At 71.9% G+C, this 18,517-nt stretch carries 15 protein-coding genes; 8 read left to right on the forward strand and 7 right to left on the reverse strand.

All coding sequences use genetic code 11. The features are described 5' to 3' along the window. Position 1: 1 nt before the first annotated feature. Positions 2–1,447: a protoporphyrinogen oxidase gene (gene hemG, locus EIL87_RS18880; RefSeq protein WP_125091883.1), complete on the reverse strand. Its 1,446-nt coding sequence runs from the start codon at positions 1,445–1,447 to the stop codon at positions 2–4. Next, the gene (hemE, locus tag EIL87_RS18885; RefSeq protein WP_125091884.1) at positions 1,447–2,532 is read right to left on the reverse strand and encodes a uroporphyrinogen decarboxylase; all 1,086 of its coding nucleotides are present in this window, start codon (positions 2,530–2,532) and stop codon (positions 1,447–1,449) included. The genes hemG and hemE overlap by 1 nt, the downstream gene beginning before the upstream one ends. A 205-nt stretch (positions 2,533–2,737) precedes the next feature. Here hemE and EIL87_RS18890 point away from each other — a divergent pair, with 205 nt between their 5' ends. From EIL87_RS18890 to EIL87_RS18910, 5 genes are all read left to right on the forward strand, one after another. Further along, positions 2,738–3,328: a DUF3000 domain-containing protein gene (locus tag EIL87_RS18890; protein ID WP_199740514.1), complete on the forward strand. Its 591-nt coding sequence runs from the start codon at positions 2,738–2,740 to the stop codon at positions 3,326–3,328. A gap of 432 nt (positions 3,329–3,760) precedes the next feature. Then, positions 3,761–4,477 (forward strand): response regulator, encoded by a 717-nt coding sequence (locus EIL87_RS18895; protein ID WP_093264979.1) that lies wholly within the window; start codon positions 3,761–3,763, stop codon positions 4,475–4,477. Between the two features lie 93 nt (positions 4,478–4,570). Then, the gene (locus EIL87_RS18900; protein WP_125091886.1) at positions 4,571–5,830 is read left to right on the forward strand and encodes a ribonuclease D; all 1,260 of its coding nucleotides are present in this window, start codon (positions 4,571–4,573) and stop codon (positions 5,828–5,830) included. Positions 5,831–6,086: 256 nt separating this feature from the next. Continuing rightward, positions 6,087–7,328, forward strand: a complete 1,242-nt coding sequence (locus tag EIL87_RS18905) for a thiolase family protein (protein ID WP_199740502.1) — start codon at positions 6,087–6,089, stop codon at positions 7,326–7,328. Next, positions 7,325–9,421: a 3-hydroxyacyl-CoA dehydrogenase NAD-binding domain-containing protein gene (locus tag EIL87_RS18910; RefSeq protein ID WP_125091887.1), complete on the forward strand. Its 2,097-nt coding sequence runs from the start codon at positions 7,325–7,327 to the stop codon at positions 9,419–9,421. Before EIL87_RS18905 ends, EIL87_RS18910 begins: the two co-directional genes overlap by 4 nt. 401 nt (positions 9,422–9,822) lie before the next feature. Here EIL87_RS18910 and EIL87_RS18915 read toward each other — a convergent pair whose 3' ends face one another. The 3 genes from EIL87_RS18915 to dxs form a co-directional block, all read right to left on the reverse strand. Continuing rightward, on the reverse strand, positions 9,823–10,956 hold the full coding sequence (locus tag EIL87_RS18915) for a sensor histidine kinase (RefSeq protein WP_125091888.1): 1,134 nt from the start codon (positions 10,954–10,956) through the stop codon (positions 9,823–9,825). 2 nt (positions 10,957–10,958) lie between these two features. After that, complete coding sequence (locus EIL87_RS18920; protein WP_125091889.1) at positions 10,959–11,645, reverse strand: response regulator transcription factor; 687 nt, start codon at positions 11,643–11,645, stop codon at positions 10,959–10,961. Between the two features lie 468 nt (positions 11,646–12,113). Further along, positions 12,114–14,030 (reverse strand): 1-deoxy-D-xylulose-5-phosphate synthase, encoded by a 1,917-nt coding sequence (dxs, locus tag EIL87_RS18925; protein WP_125091890.1) that lies wholly within the window; start codon positions 14,028–14,030, stop codon positions 12,114–12,116. 245 nt (positions 14,031–14,275) lie between these two features. Between dxs and EIL87_RS18930 the strand changes: the two genes are divergently transcribed. Genes EIL87_RS18930 through EIL87_RS18940 form a run of 3 tightly spaced genes read left to right on the forward strand, consistent with a single transcriptional unit; the run spans position 14,276 to position 16,279 of the window. Beyond that, positions 14,276–14,788 (forward strand): YbaB/EbfC family nucleoid-associated protein, encoded by a 513-nt coding sequence (locus EIL87_RS18930; RefSeq protein WP_125091891.1) that lies wholly within the window; start codon positions 14,276–14,278, stop codon positions 14,786–14,788. Further along, positions 14,788–15,096 carry a WXG100 family type VII secretion target gene (locus EIL87_RS18935; RefSeq protein ID WP_148101519.1) on the forward strand — a complete coding sequence of 103 codons (309 nt, stop codon included), beginning with the start codon at positions 14,788–14,790 and terminating at the stop codon, positions 15,094–15,096. Before EIL87_RS18930 ends, EIL87_RS18935 begins: the two co-directional genes overlap by 1 nt. Before the next feature lie 10 nt (positions 15,097–15,106). Then, on the forward strand, positions 15,107–16,279 hold the full coding sequence (locus tag EIL87_RS18940; protein WP_125091893.1) for a WXG100-like domain-containing protein: 1,173 nt from the start codon (positions 15,107–15,109) through the stop codon (positions 16,277–16,279). 216 nt (positions 16,280–16,495) lie between these two features. Here EIL87_RS18940 and EIL87_RS18945 read toward each other — a convergent pair whose 3' ends face one another. Both EIL87_RS18945 and EIL87_RS18950 read right to left on the reverse strand, forming a co-directional pair. Next, complete coding sequence (locus EIL87_RS18945) at positions 16,496–17,617, reverse strand: hypothetical protein (RefSeq protein WP_125091894.1); 1,122 nt, start codon at positions 17,615–17,617, stop codon at positions 16,496–16,498. Continuing rightward, positions 17,614–18,480, reverse strand: a complete 867-nt coding sequence (locus tag EIL87_RS18950) for a hypothetical protein (protein ID WP_125091895.1) — start codon at positions 18,478–18,480, stop codon at positions 17,614–17,616. The genes EIL87_RS18945 and EIL87_RS18950 overlap by 4 nt, the downstream gene beginning before the upstream one ends. Positions 18,481–18,517: the final 37 nt, after the last annotated feature.

The following is an 18,517-nucleotide window of genomic DNA, read 5'->3' on the forward strand; positions in this document are numbered from 1 at the left end:
CTCATGGTCCCACCTCTCGCGGGCCGGTAGGCAGCAGGTCCCGCGTGATGCTGGTCGCGGCCGCTTCGCCGGTGGCCACGCAAGCGGGAACGCCGACGCCTTGCAGCGCCGCACCGGCGATCGCCAACCCCGGCACGCCGGCCACGGCGCGTTCGACGTCGGCGACCAGGTCCAGGTGCCCGACGCCGTACTGCGGCAGGCCGCCTCCCCAGCGCACCACGGTGGAGTCGACGGGTTCGGCGGTGATGCCGGTCAACTCTGCGAAGTCCGCGCGCACCCGGCGCAGCAGTTCCTCGTCGTCCAAGCGCAGGTCCTCGGTCTCGCCGAAGCGACCGACCGACCCGCGCACCAGCACTTCTCCCCCGCATCCCCGCTGGTGCGCCCACTTGGCGCTGGAGTAGGTGAAAGCCTTGGCCGTGAAAGGAGTTCCGTCGGAGTGCCGCTCGCCGCGCGCGATCAGCGTGCCGGAGGCGGGAGCTCCGCCGTGCTCGGGCAGGTCGGTGCCGGGCCGCAGCGCGAGTCCGACCACGACCATCGACGCCAGCTCCACCTCGGCCAGCTTCGCGGCGGCCGGAGGAACCAGCCCCTGCAACAACTTCCGGGCGGCCGGCGCCGGAACCGCGAGCACGACGGCGTCGACGTCGAGGTGGTCAGGGGCCGGTGCCGAGCCGATCTCCAGCCGCCAGCCCTCGGAAGTGCGTGCCAACGCGCGGACCGGCAGGCCCAACCGGACCTCGGCGTTGGCAGCGATGAGCAGCCGGTCGAGCAGTTGCCGGTACCCGCCTCGGAAGGCGCCGAAAACAGGTTGCGGCGGGCCGGTTTTCGGCTCCGGAAGCGCCGCGCGGGCCGCTGCGGTGATCCAGCCTGCACCGTCGTCGAGCGCCTTGGCCAGCGCCGGGATCGTCGCGCGCAGGCCGAGCCGGTTGGCATCGCCCGCGTAGACGCCGCCGAGCAGCGGTTCCACCAGGCGGTCGACGACCTCGTCGCCGACGCGCTCACGCAGCAGGCCACCGACGGACACGTCGGCGCCCGCCAGTTCGACCGGCGGCAGCTCGGCTTCGGCGCGCACGGCGGCGGTCCCGGCCTCGGAGAGCACCGCGGCGACCGAGTCCGCTTCCGCGGGAACGCCCATCACGGTGCCGGCCGGCAGGCGCTGGGTGCGTCCTCCGGCCCGGATGGTGGCGGTGGCACCGGCCGGGTGCACGACCTCGCCCCGCACACCCAGTTCCTCGGCCAGGCCCAGCACTTCCGGCCGTCGCGCCAGGAACGCCTCGGCACCCAGGTCGAACGGCCGACCCGCGAGTTCGACGGTGCGCAGCTTGCCGCCCAGCCGGGACGTCTGCTCCACCAGCACGATCTCGGCGTCGGCACCCAGCTCGCGGCGGAGCCGGTGCGCGGCGGTCAGCCCGGAGACACCGCCGCCGACGACCGCGACCCGAGCCGCCATCAGCGCTGGGCGGTCGCGGTGTGCACCAGCTCGACGACCCGGGTCAGCACCTCCGGGTCGGTGGTCGGCAGCACGCCGTGACCGAGGTTGAAGATGTGCCCGCCGGCGTCGCGGCCCTCGGCGAGGATGCGGTGCACCTCGCGCTCGACGGCGTCCCACCCGGCGAACAGCACCGCGGGGTCGAGGTTGCCCTGCACGACCGGTTTCCTCGCGGTGGGCTCGGCGGCGGCGATGCGGGCGACGGCGGTGTCCAGGGGAACGCGCCAGTCGACGCCGACCACGTCCGGCCCGGCGTTGCGCATCGCGCCGAGCAGCTCACCGGTCCCGACGCCGAAGTGGATCTTCGGGACGTCGGAGATCTCGGAGACGCCCTCGAAGATCCGGCGGCTGTGCGGCAGCACGAACTCCCGGTAGTCGCGCAGCGACAGCGCTCCCGCCCAGGAGTCGAACAGCTGGATCGCGTCGACCCCGGCGCCCACCTGCACCCGCAGGAACTCCAGCGTGGTGTCGGCGAGCTTCTCCAGCAGCGAGTGCCAGGTCTGCGGGTCGGAGTGCATCAAGGCCTTGGTGCGCTCGTGGTTGCGGCTCGGCCCGCCCTCGACGAGGTAGGAGGCCAGCGTGAACGGAGCACCGGCGAAGCCGATCAGCGGCGTCTGGCCGAGCTCCTGGACCAGCAGCCCCACCGCGTCGGCGACCGGCTTGACCTGCTCGGCCTCCAGCGCGGGCAGCGCGGCGACGTCGTCGCGGCCGCTGATCGGCTTGGTCACCACCGGGCCGGTCCCGGGCACGATGTCGAGCCCGACCCCGGCCGCGTAGAGCGGCAGCACGATGTCGCTGAACAGGATCGCGGCGTCCACGCCGTGCCTGCGCACCGGCTGCAGGGTGATCTCGCTGACCAGGTCCGGGGTCAGGCACGCCTGCAACATCGGGATGCCTTCGCGGACCTGGCGGTACTCAGGCAGCGACCGCCCGGCCTGCCGCATGAACCAGACCGGCGTGTGCCGGGGCTTTCCGCCGCGAGCGGCCACGAGCAGAGGGGCGTCGGCGAGGTCCCGGCGGGTGGAGACCGGTGCGGAGTTCGTCATCGAGGTCGGTGTCCGTACGTCGAATCGTCGGATCCCGGAGCGGTCTGGCGGGCGGACTCGGAACGGATCTGCCGCGACGGACGGCCGGGCTTGCGCCGACAATCTTCGCACGGCGCTCGCGCTCCCACGTGAAGCGGCCGCCCCTCGACGGCGTGCCTCCACCCACGCCCGGCGGGCGGCGCCTAGAGTCGTCGGCGTGACGGAGATGTCGGCGGCGCCCGAAGTTTTCCGGCAGGCGGTTGCCGCGTTGACGTCGCCTCAGCCGCGTGCCGAGATCGAGCTCAGCGAGGTCGGGGCCCCCAAGCGCCTGGCCCCGTGGGCTCACGCGCTGGCCGCGGAGGCGAACGGACCGGCCGGCGAGCTCGCCACCGCGCGTTTCGTGCTGCTGCACGACCCGGAGGGGCAAGAGGCCTGGGACGGCGTGCTGCGGCTGGTCGTCTACCTGCGGGCCGAGCTCGACCCCGAGGTCGCGGACGACCCGCTGCTGCCCGCCGTCGGCTGGTCGTGGCTGACCGATGCGCTGGAGAACGCGGGAGCGCTGCACACGGCCCTGGGCGGCACGGTCACCCTCACCTCCTCGGCGAGGTTCGGCGACATCGCAGGACCGTCCCGCAGCCACGACCTGGAGCTGCGCGGGTCCTGGACGCCAACACCCTCGGTGTTCGGCGGCGACGACATCGACGTGCGCCCGCACGCCGACGCGCTCCACGAACTCATGGCCAGCGCCGCCGGTCTTCCGCCGGAAGGGGTTGCACTGCTCGGCAGGCGCCCGAACGGGGCAGCGCGGCAGGACTGATCGGGGTCCCCCGATCATCGGCTGCGGCCGGTCGCCGCAGCGCGTAGCGTTCGGGGCTCACCCCCTCGCACGACCCCCCGAAGGCGACACGCCCAAGTGCGACACGCCGATGTCCGATTTTCATTCGCGAAGATCGTTCAACGTCCTCGAGGTGGTTGTTCGTGCAAAGTTTTCACCATGCGCATTCGAAATATGTCGCTTGGCCACGCTCCGCCGTTACGGCAGTAGCTCTGAGTCACCCGAAAGTGCGACAAAAGTATGGTGTCGTCACAACTCGATCGGGATAGATACCCGATTGATCGTCCCGCTGACCCGCCTGGGCGGTTACGCTCACCCCGACGACACCACTTTCGGTCGATCAGTGGCGCGGCTGATTGGTCGAGAGTCCCGGTGCCGGTCGGGGGGCACGACCGACTCCAGGGAGGTAGTGACGTGGCTGCCGTCGGCTTAGGTCAGGCCGCTCGAACCACGCCTGCCGGCGCTTTGCCGGCCAACATGGTCCCGCACCCGCGGGAAGAGCTGTTCACGGTGCTCGTGGTGGACGACCATCCGCTGCTCCGAGAGGCGATCGCCGCTCGGTTGCTGCAGATGGGAGCCGGCACGGTGCACGAGGCCGCATCCATGGCCGAAGCCAGGGCTCGCGCTCTGGCAACCGGTCCGTGCGACCTCGCGATCCTCGATCTCGGGCTACCGGACGGGACCGGCATCGAGCTGGTCACCGAACTCCGCAGCCAGGGCTGGCCGCGGATCGTGGTGCTCGCTTCGTCCGATGACCCCTATGCGGTCCGAGCCGCCTTCCAAGCAGGCGCCCAGGCGTACCTGCTGAAGTCGGCCTCTCCCATGGTGGTCACCGACGGTGTGCGCCGCGTGCTCGACGGCGGTGTGTACGCCGACCCCAGCGTGGCTCCGGTGCTCGCCGCCGGAACCCGCGTGCCGGGAACGGACAACACACCTCGCGAGCTGTCCGGGCGTGAGGTCGAAGTACTCCAGTTGGTGGCCGACGGCCGCTCCAACAAGGAGATCGGCGAGGCCCTGAACCTGTCCGCGCTCACGGTGAAGTCCCACCTGTCGCGGATCGGGCGCAAGCTGGGCACAGGCGACCGTGCGCAGATGGTCGCACTGGCCATGCGTGCCGGTGTGATCCGGTGACGGATCGCTGAGCGCACCTGCTACCGGAGCGGCCGGATTCGACGACCTCGGGCAGACCAGCCACACGACACGGGCCGAAGCACGTAAGGTCTGTTGGCCGTGGAAGCTGCAAGCCCCGAGACCGTCGGACCCGGCCGCCCGGAGCCGGTGTTGTTGACCGAACCCGTTGACGGTGTGCCGCCCGTGGTGGACACCCCGGCCGCGCTGGAAGCGGCCGCGGAAGCGCTGGCCGCGGGCACCGGGCCGGTCGCGGTGGACACCGAGCGCGCCTCGGGTTACCGCTACTCGCAGCGCGCCTACCTGGTGCAGCTGCGTCGCGAGGGGTCGGGCACCGTGCTGGTGGACCCGATCGCTCTCCGCGGCGCGCTGGACCCGTTGGTCCCGGCACTGACCGAGACCGAATGGGTGCTGCACGCCGCCTCCCAGGACCTCCCGTGCCTGGCCGAGCTCGACCTGCGTCCCGCGAGGCTGTTCGACACCGAGCTGGCCGGCAGGCTGGCCGGGTTCGACCGGGTGTCGCTGGGCGCTCTGGTGGAGCGCCTGCTCGGCTACCGGCTGGAGAAGGGCCACAGCGCCGCCGACTGGTCGAGGCGCCCGTTGCCCGAGGACTGGCTGGTCTACGCAGCGCTGGACGTCGAGCTGCTGGTCGCGCTGCGCGACGAGATGCACGCCGAGCTCCAGCAGCAGGGCAAGCTGGAGTGGGCCTTCGAGGAGTTCGAGGCGGTTCGCACCGCCGAACCCGCTCCCCCGCGCGCCGAACCGTGGCGCCGGACCTCCGGGATCCACAAGGTGCGCAGCCCGCGGCAACTGGCCGCGGTGCGGGCGCTGTGGCAGGCCCGGGACGACTTCGCCCGGGAGCGCGACATCGCGCCGGGCCGCGTGCTGCCGGACTCCTCCATCGTGCTGGCCGCGCAGACCAACCCCAAGTCCGAGGGCGACCTGGTGGCCATGCCGGTCTTCGGCGGGCGCCAGCAGCGGCGTCGCGCCTCGATGTGGTTGCAGGCGCTGCGGGCCGCGCGCCGGCTGGGCAACGACGAGCTCCCGGCCGCCTCGACGCCCCACGACGGGCCGCCGCCGACCAACCGGTGGGCCGACCGGGACCCCGCGGCCGCGGCACGGCTCAGCGCTGCGCGCGCGGCGCTGAACCAGATCGCCGAGGAGCACTCGCTGCCGGTGGAGAACCTGCTTCTGCCGGACCTGGTCCGGCGAAGCTGCTGGACCCCTCCGGAAGACCTCGGCGTCCCGGCGGTCGCCGAGCTGCTGCGTTCCAAGGGCGCCCGCGAGTGGCAGATCGACCTCACCGCGGAGGCCTTCGCCAAGGCGCTGGCGACGACTCCGGACGAGGAGTCCTGAGCGCAGGACGCTTCCGGCACCACTTCCCAGCCGACCCTGCCGGACGGGCCGGTCCGCTCGTCGCGCGCGGCCGAGCCGGTTCGGGAAGGATCGGCCGCGCCGGGTTCGGGCTGGTCAGCATGTGAGACAGCCGACAGTGGCGACCACGTGGTTACCGGTGGGTAATAAGCGCTAGAGTGCGGTTACCGGCCGGTAAGGCACGCCTCGCGCGGAGTCCCGGCCGAGCACCATCCACCAAGCCAGTGAGGAGCACGCCGTGGCCGCACCTGCGTCGGCACCCGCCGACAGCCGCAGCCGCCCAGCGGTTCGGGACGTGGTCTTCGTCGACGGCGTACGCACGCCGTTCGGCAAGGCCGGCTCGAAGGGCCAGTACGCCCAGACGCGCGCGGACGACATGGTCGTCAAGGTCATCCGGGAACTGCTGCGCCGCCACCCGGAACTCCCGGCGGAGCGCATCGACGAGGTCGCGATCGCCGCGACGACCCAGATCGGTGACCAGGGCCTGACCATCGGCCGCACCGCGGCGCTGCTGGCCGGGCTGCCCAAGTCCGTGCCCGGTTTCGCCATCGACCGCATGTGCGCCGGTGCCATGACCGCCGTGACCACCGTGTCCAGCGGCATCGCCTTCGGCGCCTACGACGTCGTCATCGCCGGCGGTGTCGAGCACATGGGCAACCACCCGATGGGCGAGGGCGTCGACCCCAACCCGCGCTTCGTGTCCGACAAGCTCGTCGACCCGTCCGCGCTGGTCATGGGCTCCACCGCGGAGAACCTGCACGACCGTTACCCGTCGCTGACCAAGGAGCGCACCGACGCGTACGCGGCACTGAGCCAGCAGCGCTACGACGAGGCGCACCGCACGGGCAAGATCGCTCCGGACCTGGTCCCGGTCTCCACCCGCTCCGACGAGGGCTGGGGCCTGGCCACCACCGACGAGCCGCCGCGCCCGGGCACCACGGTCGAGGACCTGGCCGGTCTCAAGACCCCGTTCCGCCCGCACGGCCGGGTCACCCCGGGGAACGCCGCCGGTCTCAACGACGGCGCCACCGGTGCCCTGCTGGCCGACGCCGAGACCGCGGCCGAGCTGGGCCTGCCGGTCGGCATGCGGATGGTGGGTTACGCCTTCGCCGGCGTCGAGCCCGAGGTCATGGGCGTGGGTCCGGTGCCGTCCACCGAGAAGGCGCTGCAGCGCGCCGGTCTGAGCATCGACGACATCGGCCTGTTCGAGATCAACGAGGCCTTCGCCGTGCAGGTGCTGGCCTTCCTGGAGCACTTCGGCATCGCCGACGACGACCCGCGGGTCAACCCGTGGGGCGGCGCGATCGCCTGCGGTCACCCGCTGGCCTCCTCCGGCGTGCGGCTGATGACGCAGCTCTCCCGCCACTTCGAACAGCACCCCGAGGTCCGCTACGGCATCACCACCATGTGCATCGGCATCGGCATGGGCGGAACGGTCATCTGGGAGAACCCGAACTACAACGCAGGAGGCGGGCAGTGACTGACTTCGCGGCGCTGTTCCCCGACGAGGTCGTGACCAAGGCGTTCACCCGCCTCGTCAACGTTCCCGGCCTGACCGGCAAGGTCGCGCTGATCACCATCGACAACGGCCACGACCACACCAAGCCGTCGACGTTCGGCCCCGGCGGCCTGACCAGCCTCAACGCCGCGCTGGACGAGGCCTTCGCGGCCGAGCCGGCGGCGATCGCGGTCACCGGCAAGCCGTTCGTGTTCGCCGTCGGCGCGGACCTCTCCGGCGTCGGCCAGGTCTCCGAGCGCGAGACCGCCCGCGCCATCGCCCAGACCGGCCACGACGTGTTCCGCCGGCTCACCGAGTCGACGATCCCCACGTTCGCCTTCGTCAACGGTGCCGCCCTCGGCGGTGGCCTCGAGCTGGCGCTGTCCTGCCACTACCGGACCGTGGCCGCCAACGCCGGCGCGATCGCCTTCCCGGAGTGCTACCTGGGCCTGTTCCCGGGCTGGGGCGGCACCCAGCTGCTGCCGAACCTGATCGGCCCGGACGCGGCCGTGACGGTGATCATCGAGAACGCGCTGAGCCAGAACAAGATGCTCAACCCGAAGAAGGGCCTGCAGCTGGGCATCTTCGACGAGCTGCTGGAGGCTCCGGACTTCCTCGAGGAGTCGCTGCGCTGGCTGGTGCGCGTGGTCAACGGTGACAAGACAGTCGAGCGCCAGGAGATCGACCGCGGCAAGGGTTGGGACGACGCGGTCGCGCGTGCGAAGCAGATCGTCGAGTCCAAGACGCACGGCGCGTCGCCCGCGGTGACCAAGACGGTCGAGCTGATCGACCTGGCCCGTGACAACGACCTCGACGCCGGTTACGCCGCCGAGACCGAGGCGCTCACCAACGCGCTGATGTCCGACGAGCTGCGCGCCGGGCTGTACTCGTTCGACCTGGCCCAGAAGCGCGCCAAGAAGCCCGCCGGGGCACCGGACAAGAACCTGGCCCGCCCGGTCAACAAGGTGGGTGTGGTCGGTGCCGGTCTGATGGCCGGTCAGCTGGCGCTGCTGTTCGTGCGCCGCCTGGAGGTGCCGGTGGTCATCACCGACATCGACCAGGAGCGCATCGACAAGGGCGTGGCCTACATCCACGGCGAGATCGACAAGCTCGCCGGCAAGGGCCGCCTGTCGCCGGACGCCACCAACCGGCTCAAGGCCCTGGTGAGCGGTGAGCTGGACAAGAAGGCGTTCGCCGACGCCGACTTCGTCATCGAGGCCGTCTTCGAGGAGATGTCGGTCAAGCAGGAGGTCTTCGCCGAGCTGGAGCAGCACGTCTCCCCCGAGGCGATCCTGGCGACCAACACCTCGTCACTGTCGATCACCGAGATGGCCTCGAAGCTGAACAACCCGGAGCGGGTCGTCGGTTTCCACTTCTTCAACCCGGTCGCGGTCCTGCCGCTGCTGGAGATCGTGCGCGGCGAGAAGACCGACGACGGCGCGCTGGCCACCGCCTTCGCAGTCGGCAAGAAGCTGAAGAAGTCGTCCGTGCTGGTCAAGGACGCTCCGGCGTTCGTGGTCAACCGGCTGCTGACCCGCTTCATGGGCGAGATCATCGCCGCCGTCGACGAGGGCACGCCTTTCGAGGTGGCCGACAACGCCCTGGAGAAGCTGGGCCTGCCGATGAGCCCGATGGTGCTGCTGCAGCTGGTCGGCCCGGCCGTCGCCCAGCACGTCAACGGCACCATGCACGCGGCCTTCCCGGACCGCTTCGGCATCAGCGAGAACCTGCAGCGTTTCGTCGACGCCGGCAAGACCGCGGTGTGGACGTTCGACGAGTCCGGCAACGTCGTCGTCGACCCCGAGGTCGCCGAGCTGTGGAAGCAGGGCGGCAGCCCCTCCACCAGCGAGCAGGTCCGCGACCGCGCGCTCAACGCGCTGGCCGAGGAGATCCGGCTCATGCTGGACGAGGGCGTCGTCGCCGAAGCGCAGGACATCGACCTGTGCATGCTGCTCGGCGCCGGCTGGCCGTTCTGGCTGGGCGGCATCACGCCGTACCTGGACCGCGCGGGCGTGTCCGAGCGGGTCAACGGCAAGCGCTTCCTCGCCCCGGGCGTGGCTTCCCTGCCCGCCTGACGCGCGAAGTCGAGACCGGGGGCCGGAGCGCACTGCTCCGGCCCCCGGCTTCGTGTTGCCACGGCCGACCGCTTCCGGGTCCTGGCCGCCGCGTGGTCCGCGGCGGCAGTGGCGTGCGCCGATCCGCTCCACGACGGCCAGGCCGCGTTCGAGCAGAACACCAGGAGCGTCCTTGAGTTCGCGCATCAGCACCGGCGTCCGCCGCTCCCGCGGTCGGGGAACCGGCCTGGCCGGGGCGGGGCCGGACACCAGCGAGTCGGGCTGAGCGCGAACGCGCTCGGTCGATGCCGACCTCTTCGCCGTTCTTCACCCCGGGCAGGAGCCTGGACCGCTCAGCTGGCGCACTGGAACTTCTTTCGTGCGACGAGCTGTCGTACGAAGCAGTCCCAGGTCGTGTGGGCTCACGGCGCGGCGGGGAGCCGCACCGTGATGGCGAGACCGCCTGCGGGGAGGGCGGTCGCGTGGATCGTGCCGCGGTGGGCCGTGGTGGCGGCCTGGACGATCGACAGTCCCAACCCGGTGCCGTTCCGCGCGGTGCGCTCGACCCCTGCTCGCCGGAACGGCTCGAAGAGGGTGTCCACCGACTCGGCGGGGATCGTCGGGCCGGAGGAGGCCACCCGCAGGGTCGTCCACCGCGGGTCGCCACCAGTGCTGACCTCCAGCCAGCCCCCGTCGAGGTTGTGCCGCACCGCGTTCTCCAGCAGGTTCCCCGCGACGCGTTCCAGCAGGGCCGCGTCCCCTACGGCGAAGGCCGGCTCGGTGCAGCGCCGCACGCGCAGCCCCCGCTCGCGCGCTTCGGGTTCGACCGCCCGGAGCGCGCGGGTGACGACCTCGGTGAGGTCCACCGGTTCCCGGACCGCCAGCTCCACGCCCTCGGTGCGGGCCAGCAGCAGCAGCGCTTCCACCAGGCGTTCGGCGCGCGCGGTGGCTTCGCGCACGACACCGGCCATCCGGCGCAGCTCGGCCTCGTCGGCGTCGGGGTCCGACAGCGTCACCTCCAGCTCCGTGCGCACCACGGACAGCGGGGTGCGCAGCTCGTGGCTGGCGTTGGCGACGAAGCGGCGTTGGGCGTCGAAGGCGGCTTGCAGCCGGTCCAGCATCGCGTCGAAGGTGTCGGCGAGCCGGGCCACCTCGTCCCGGGGGCCGCTCAGCGCGATCCGCTCGTCCAGCGACTCCGCCGACAACCGCTGCGCGGTCTCGGTGACCTCCTGCAGCGGGCGCAGCACCCGGCCGGTGACCAGCCAGGCCAGCAGAGCCGCGGCGGTCACCACGGCCACGAACGCGAACCCGCCGATGACCAGCACCTGGTGCTGCGCCGACTCGCGCAGCGCCGCGCCGAGCAGTTCGGCAGGCACGTCCACCCCGCCGACCCGCACCGGCGTGCCCGCGGGCAGCCGGGGAACCGCGGCGACGACGTTGCCGACCAGCACCCAGCCCAGCCACAGCAGCACCGCGCTGACCAGGGCGACCAACGAGGTGGCCAGCAGCGTGAGCCGGACCCGCAGCCCCGGGCCGCGCCGGGTGAGCGCACCCACGGTCAGTCCCTGGCGTGCTCGGCGCGGGCCGCCGAGGGCACCCGGTAACCGGACCCCACGACGGTCTCGATGACGCCCGGCTCCCCCAGCTTCTTGCGCAAGGTCATCATGGTGACCCGCACGGTGGTCGTGAACGGGTCGGCGTTCTCGTCCCAAACCCGCTCCAGCAGTTCCTCGGAGCTGACGACCGCGCCGCCTGCCGACAGCAGCACCTCCAGCACGCCCAGCTCCTTGCGGGTCAGCTCGACCTCCTCGCCGAACCGGGTGACGGTGCGGCGGGCCGGGTCCAGCTCCAGGTCCTGGGCGGTCAGCAGCGGCGGCGGGGCGGGCGTCGCCCGGCGGCCCAGGGCGCGCACCCGCGCGATCAGCTCGGGGAACGCGAACGGCTTGGCGAGGTAGTCGTCGGCGCCGAGGGACAGGCCGGCGACGCGGTCGGCGACGGTGCCCGAGGCGGTCAGCATGAGGACCCTGGTCAGACCCCCGGACCCGACGAGGTCGCGGCACAGGTCGTCACCGGACATGCCCGGCAGGTCACGGTCGAGCACGACGACGTCGTAGCGCGTGATCGCGGCCTTCTCCTGCCCGCTCTCGCCGTCGTAGGCGACGTCGACGGCCATGCCGTCCCGCCGCAGTCCTCTCGCCACCGCCTCGGCGAGCGGCTTCTCGTCCTCCACGACCAGGATTCGCACGGATTCCACCCTGCCACAGCGAGCGCTCTCACCAGGCGAGGTCAAGGCCGTGCGGCCGGAATTCCAGCAGGAGCGGGACCGGACTCAGCAACCCCTGTGCGTGACGGTGCGGGAGCAGAACCTGCGCGGCTCCCCCGCCGCAGGGCCCGACTCCCCGGGCCTCCGCCACCACACCGCCTCACGAGGTGCTCGCCACGAGCGTGGGGAACCCTGCCGCCGTTCCGTGCACCGAGGACGGCCCGGTGGTGGCGATCTCGCTGTGTCCCCTCGTTCGAACTTCGCGCGAAGTTCGACGGGGACCTTCGGCCCTCGACATTCGCGCGAAGTTGGACGGCACGTGCGCGAGGTCGGGCCGGGGGCCTGGAAGAGCGGGTTCGCGGCTTCGGGTTCCCCGCTCCGCCGGGACCCTGCCCTGGACAGCGCTCAGCGGGGACCACCTTTGGTCCCCGCTGAGCTCGTCCCGCTGGATCAGCTGTTGGCGACTTCGGCTTCGGTGGCGACGTGGAGCTGAGCGCCGCGGCGGGCCAAGAACCAGTCGTTGATCTTGGCCGCGATGTCGGTCTCGGTGAGGCCCAAGTCCGCCAGGACCTCCTCGCGGGAGGAGTGCTCGAGGAAGTTGTTCGGCACGGCCAGGTCGCGCAGCGGCACGTCCAGCTCCGCGTCGCGCAGGGCAGCGGCCAGCGACGAGCCGAACCCACCGTGCCGTCCGCAGTCCTCCAGCGAGACCACCAGCCGGTGGTCGGCCGCCATCGACACGACCTCCGAGGGCACCGGGACGACCCAGCGCGGGTCGACCACGGTCACGCCGACGCCCAGCGCGCTCAGCCGCTCGGCAGCCGCCGCGGCGAGCTTGCCGAACGCGCCGACGGCCACCAGCAGCACGTCCTTGCGCTCGTCGGAGCGCAGCACGTCCACACCGCCGACCCGCTCCACCGCGGGGACCTCCTCGATGACCGAGCCCTTGGAGAAGCGCAGCACGGTCGGCCCGTCGTCAACGGCGACGGCCTCCCGCAGCTCCTCGCGCAGGGTCACCGCGTCGCGCGGTGCGGCCACCCGGATGCCGGGGACCAGGCCGAGGATCGACAGGTCCCACATGCCGTTGTGGCTGGCGCCGTCGTCACCGGTGATGCCCGAGCGGTCCAGCGTCACCGTGACCGCCTGCTTGTGCAGGGCGACGTCCATCAGCAGCTGGTCGAAGGCCCGGTTGAGGAACGTCGAGTAGACCGCGAACACCGGGTGCAGGCCGCCCATGGCCAGGCCGGCGGCGGAGGTCATGCCGTGCTGCTCGGCGATGCCCACGTCGAAGCAGCGCTCCGGGTAAGCCTCGGCGAACTTCTTCAGCCCGGTCGGCCCGAGCATCGCGGCGGTGATCGCCACGACGTCGGAGCGCTCGGCGCCGATGTTGACCAGCTCGTCGGCGTAGACGTCGGTCCAGCTCTTGGGCGCGGGCTTCTTCGGCAGGCCGGTCTCCGGGTCGATGACCTTGACCTGGTGCATCTGCTCGGCCTCGTCGTTCTCGGCCGGGGCGAAGCCGTTGCCCTTGCGGGTGACGGCGTGCACGATCACCGGTCCGCCGAACGACTTGGCCATCTGCAGGGCGTGCTCCATCGCCCGCATGTCGTGGCCGTCCACCGGGCCCAGGTACTTCAGGCCGAGGTCGGAGAACATCACCTGCGGGCTGATCGCGTCCTTTATGCCGCTCTTGGCGGCGTGCAGGCCGGTGTAGAGCGAACGGCCCACGACCGGCATCTTGCGCAGCGTGCGCTTGCCGGACTCCAGCGCCTTCTCGTAGGTCGGGTTGAGCCGCAGCGCCGCCAAGTGCTCGGCGAGCCCGCCGATGGTCGGCGCGTAGGAGCGGCCGTTGTCGTTGACGACGATGACCACCGGGCGGTCCGGGTCCGCCGCGATGTTGTTCAACGCCTCCCAGCACATGCCGCCCGTGAGCGCACCGTCGCCGACGACCGCCACCGCGTGCCGCTGGTCACCGGTGACCTGAAAGGAGCGGGCGAGCCCGTCGGCGTAGGACAGCGCGGTCGAGGCGTGGCTGTTCTCGACGTAGTCGTGCTCGCTCTCGGCGCGCGACGGGTAACCGGACAGGCCGTCCCGCTTGCGCAACTGGTCGAAGCCGTCCTGGCGCCCCGTCACGATCTTGTGCACGTACGCCTGGTGCCCGGTGTCGAACAGCAGCGCGTCGTTCGGCGAGTCGAAGACCCGGTGCAGGGCGAGGGTCAGCTCCACCGCTCCCAGGTTCGGTCCCAGGTGTCCACCGGTCCGCGAGACCTTCTGGATCAGGAACTGCCTGACCTCGTCGGCCAGCTCCGCCAGTTCGGCGTGCGTCAGGCGCTTGACGTCGGCGGGACTGCGCACGGACCCCAGCAGCGTCACCGTGTTCCACCTCGCTTGTCGTGCCGGTCGGTCACAAATTCACAATCCCGGGGCCTGGCCGGCAACCTGGCTCCGTCTGCATAGTGCGCCCCAGTCTACGGAGGGGCCACGCGGCCAGAGGGTGTGGTCGAACACCTGCAGCGATGCGCCGGACCCCGTTCCCACCCCGGTCTTCGGCGCCCGCGTGAGCGGTACCACCCGCAAGGCGGTGTTGCTACCTTCCCCCTGATCCCCGAGGAGGCGCGATGACTGGTCCGGACGGCCGTGAAGCGGAGCTCGAAGCGCGCAACGCCGCGATGCGCGAACAGGTGAGTTCCCTGCTCGAAGGGCTGCAGCGGCAGACCGCCCAGCTGCAGGAGGCGCAGGACAACGCGCTGTCCGCGACCGGCGAGGCGACTTCGTCCGACGGTGCGGTCACCGTGCGGGTCAACGCTGCGGGCGTGGTCACCGGGACCTCGCTGACGTCCCCGGCACTGCGGTCGACCACGCCGGAGAAGCTGGCCGCGAGCTTCACCGAGGCCGCCCAGGCCGCCGCCCGGCACGCCCGGGCGAAGGCGGACGCGGCCGTCGCACCGCTGCAGGAGGACGTGCCCGACCTGCCCGACCTGTTCCCCGACGCACCCTCCTTGGCCCGGCTGATCCCCTCGGCTCCGGAGGTGCCGGAACCGAACACCCCACCGGCGACGTCCCACCCGCCAGAAGAGGAGGACTGGGACGACTTCGAACCCCGGTCCCGTTTCCGGAAGGACCGTTGGTGATGGGATTCGAGGTCAACCCCGAGGCGCTGCTCGGCGTCTCGCCGAAGTTCGACGCCGCGTCGGACAAGTTGGAGTCGGCGCTGACCAAGCTGAACGGCGTCCTGCAAGCCGAGGGCCAGTGCTGGGGCGGCGACGAGGCGGGCCAGGAGTTCGCCAAGAACTACGAACCCGGTTCGCAGCAGGGCACCGGTGCCTTGGAGGGCCTCGCCCAGGCGCTGCACCAGGTCCGCGGCGAGCTGGACGCCACCGCCCGGACCTGGGACGACGTCGACAAGGCGAACGCGGACGGCATCAAGGGCCTGGGCTGAGGGGGACGACGTGGGCATCGAGGTTCCGGGCGAGGTCACCTGGCTCTTCCCGATCGTGGTCGGCGCGAACTGGCCCGAGGGCGATGAGACGGCGCTGCGCAGGGTCGCTGAGGCGTGGAACCAGTGCGGCGTGGACGTCGACGGCGTGATCAGCGAGACCGAGGCCGCGGTCCAGTCGGCGCTGGACACGATGAGGGGCGACACGCACGACGCCTTCGAGAAGTTCATGCAGGACTTCTGCAACGGCGACGCCGGCCACCTGCCGGAGCTGAAGAAGCTCTGCGAGGCGCTCGGCGAAGGCGCCGACAACGCTGCGCTGGAGATCGAGTACACCAAGCTGAGCATCATCGCCGCGCTGATCATCCTGGCTGCTCAGATCGCGGCGATGATCGCCTCGGCCGTGGCGACCTTCGGCGCGAGCACGGCGGGCATCCCGGTCGCCCAGGCCGCCACGCAGCTGACGGTGCGGACGTTCTTCCAGCAGCTGCTGCAGAAGATCGGCCAGCAGGTCCTGCTCAACGTGGCGATCAACGTCGGCGTGGACGGCGCGATCCAGGGCCTGCAGTTCGCCAAGGGCGACCGGAAGAGCTGGGACTGGTCCAACACCGGCAACGCAGCCGTGTCCGGTGTCGCAGCGGGCCTGGCCGGTGGTCTGGTCGACGGCGTCGCTCCCGGCATCGGCCAGCAGATCGGCAAGGACCTGACGGGCAACGCCACGAAGAACTTCACCGAGGCCGCCGCCTACGGCGCGGCTCGCGGTTCGATCTCGGGCGTGCTCGGCAACACCCTCAACCAGGGGTTGCACGGCCAGGCGCCGGGGATCAACGACATCACCTCGGGCGCCATCTCCGGCGGCATCGGCGGGGCGTCCGGCGGGATGCAGAGCAGGCACGAAGGGCTGAACGCCACCTGGGAGGGCAACGGCCGCGGCGCCACCGGCGACGGCGGTGAGTGGGTTTCCGGCTCCAACACCCAGGGTTGGCGCTTCGAGACCGACGAGGGCGCCGTCGCGGGGGCCGATGTGGACAGTCCCTACCGCAACGACGTCAACTCCGCGACGGTCGGCCAGCACGCCCACGTCGAGGGCGGACCGAACAACGTCAACAGCAACGCCTACGGCGAAGTCGACGCCCCGAAGCAGGAGCAGCCGGAGAAGCTGGACCTGCCAGAAGGCCCGAACTGAGGCCCGTTCAGGGACCGCTCGTGCTCAGCGGTGCCGTTCGGGGAACGGCTCAGACCGTGCCCGTGGCACCGCGGAGCGAGGCGGTCTCGGTGGGAAGTGCGGGCGTGCTCCAGGCAGGAGACCCAGCTCGCACCACCGCAGGTTCTGCGCGGCTCCGTGGCGAGCACGCGGGGACCCCGCGTGTCGAGCGGCGAACGAAGTCGCCCGCGAACTTCCTCAGGACCAGGGACGCCAGCACGGGGCGGGGGCTACCTCGGGGCGCAGGTCGCCCCAGGGTGGGCTGTTCGGCGGGAGCGACTGCAGTTCTGCGTGGTGCAGCCTGGTGCGCTGCCGCAGCCAGCTGACCACGAAGAACCCACCGACGAGCAGCATCGCCGCACCGGCGGGCCAGGTGCCCGTGGTGGTGGTCCCGGCGATCTGCATCGTGAGCAGCATCAGGCCGAGCACGCCGAAGCCGAAGCCGACGACCGGCCGCAGGACCCGGTAGGACTGCGACTTCTTCCCGTTGCGGAAGGTCGTCGTCTGGGCCGTGGCCCACTTCCGCAGCGCGTGCCAGGAGTCCAGGTCCTGCGGGCCGGTCCGCTGCGACCAGGCGGCGGTCTGCCTCCTGCGGAGGATCGCCGCGACCAGGCGCGGGTCTTCGACGTTGACGATCCACTGCTGCTGTCCGGCCACGACTCGCACCGCGGGACCTTCCGAGAGCCGGATCGCCGGCGCGCCCGGCAGCGGCCAGGAGCCACCGCCGACGATCTCGCCGAGCTGGGCGAACCGCACCTCGGCCAGCGGGATCGCCTGGTGGACGTGTCCGCCCCCGGCCATGCGCCCAAGAGCCAGCACGGCCCGGTCGCGTTCGATCCGCAGCCGCGCGGGTTGGTGCCGGTAGATCTCGAAGCCGACCTCGACGTCGATCTCCGCCAGGTCGAAACCCGGGGCGGTGAACCGCCGGTGGGCCACCCGCGCCAGCAGCGGGCACGCGATCACGGCGACGAGCGCGACCAGCACGACCGGTGCCAGCGCGAGGTTGACGTAGGCCCCGGCCAGCGCGGCGAGCAGCGCCCAGCCGCTCCAGCGCCGGGGTGTGCGCGCGTCGGCCAGCCACCCGGTCGTGGCGACCGCGACACCGACCACACCGCCGATCACCGCGCCGAGGTCGAGCCCGCGCAGGGCCCAGAGCACGAGGGCCAGCGGGACCAGCACGAGGGCCACGGCACCGATCCCGAAGGCCTGCACCCGGCGGCTCGGCACGGACTCCGGTGCAGAGCTCGGCCGGCCGGAGACGGGGGAAACCTCGGTGCCCGCCTCCGGCGGTGCCGGGAGGACTTCGGGGATGTGCGTCATCGCTGCTCCTCGATCCCGGCCGGTCGTCTGCCGTGCAGCGCCGCGCGAGCGCGGATGAGCTCGGCGAGTTCCGGATCGGCCGGGAGCAGCTGGGTGTCGGTGGCGGTGCGGATCTCGACGACGTCGCCCTGCGGCGGGGAAGACCCGCGTCCGTCGGCGAGCACCGCCCAGGAACCGTCCTCCGGCTTGCTGGGGCGCACGCCGATCGCGGTGATCTCGGCGAGCGCGATGTCCTTCGTGGACGCCTGCTGCGCCGGTCGCCCGGCGGCTGTGCGCACCGACAGCCGCAGCGCGTCACCGGTGATCTTCACCGAGTCCTCGCCCCCGCCCTGCGGCGACCGGATCCCCTTGACCAGCACGAACTCGCTGCCGCCGATCTCCCGCAGCGGCTCCGCCAGGAGCGCCCGGCGGGCCAGGAAGGCCGCCCCGGCCGGTACCGCGAAGCCGATGACCCCGACGGCGGTGCGTGCCCACAGCGGGAGCGCGCTGTAGGTGAGCGACAGCGCCAGGCCGAACGCCTGAGCCGCGCCGACGACGCTCCCGTACAGGAACCACCCGTCCGGCTTGAGCCGCCAGTCGATCCCGTCCGCCGCACGGCGGCCCATCGAGGACGCCAGCGGCATCGGCAGCGCGACGAGCAGCGCGACGAACGCGAGACCGACCAGATCACCCCGCTTGGGGCTGCCGAGCAGCGGCAGGTCGGGTCCCGCGACGACCGTCCAGACCAGCGCGCACGCCGACACCACGAGCTCGGCCGCGCAGCACAGCCACGTCACCGACAGCAGGGCCTTCGCCCGCGCCCACCGACGTCCGACCGCGTCGGCCGCTCGCGGGTCGACCCGTCCTGGTACCTCACCGAACACCCGGCCACCTCCTCAAGCCGGTGGTCACCTTAGAGGT

Source organism: Saccharopolyspora rhizosphaerae (assembly GCF_003931915.1).
GTDB classification, from domain to species: Bacteria; Actinomycetota; Actinomycetes; order Mycobacteriales; family Pseudonocardiaceae; genus Saccharopolyspora; species Saccharopolyspora rhizosphaerae.

Coding starts and splice junctions, on each gene's coding strand:
- hemG (WP_125091883.1), bottom strand. CDS start 1,447: ATGGCGGCTCGGGTCGCGGTCGTCGGCGGCGGTGTCTCCGGGCTGACC.
- EIL87_RS18890 (WP_199740514.1), top strand. CDS start 2,738: ATGTCGGCGGCGCCCGAAGTTTTCCGGCAGGCGGTTGCCGCGTTGACG.
- hemE (WP_125091884.1), bottom strand. CDS start 2,532: ATGACGAACTCCGCACCGGTCTCCACCCGCCGGGACCTCGCCGACGCC.
- EIL87_RS18930 (WP_125091891.1), top strand. CDS start 14,276: ATGACTGGTCCGGACGGCCGTGAAGCGGAGCTCGAAGCGCGCAACGCC.
- EIL87_RS18935 (WP_148101519.1), top strand. CDS start 14,788: ATGGGATTCGAGGTCAACCCCGAGGCGCTGCTCGGCGTCTCGCCGAAG.
- EIL87_RS18945 (WP_125091894.1), bottom strand. CDS start 17,617: ATGACGCACATCCCCGAAGTCCTCCCGGCACCGCCGGAGGCGGGCACC.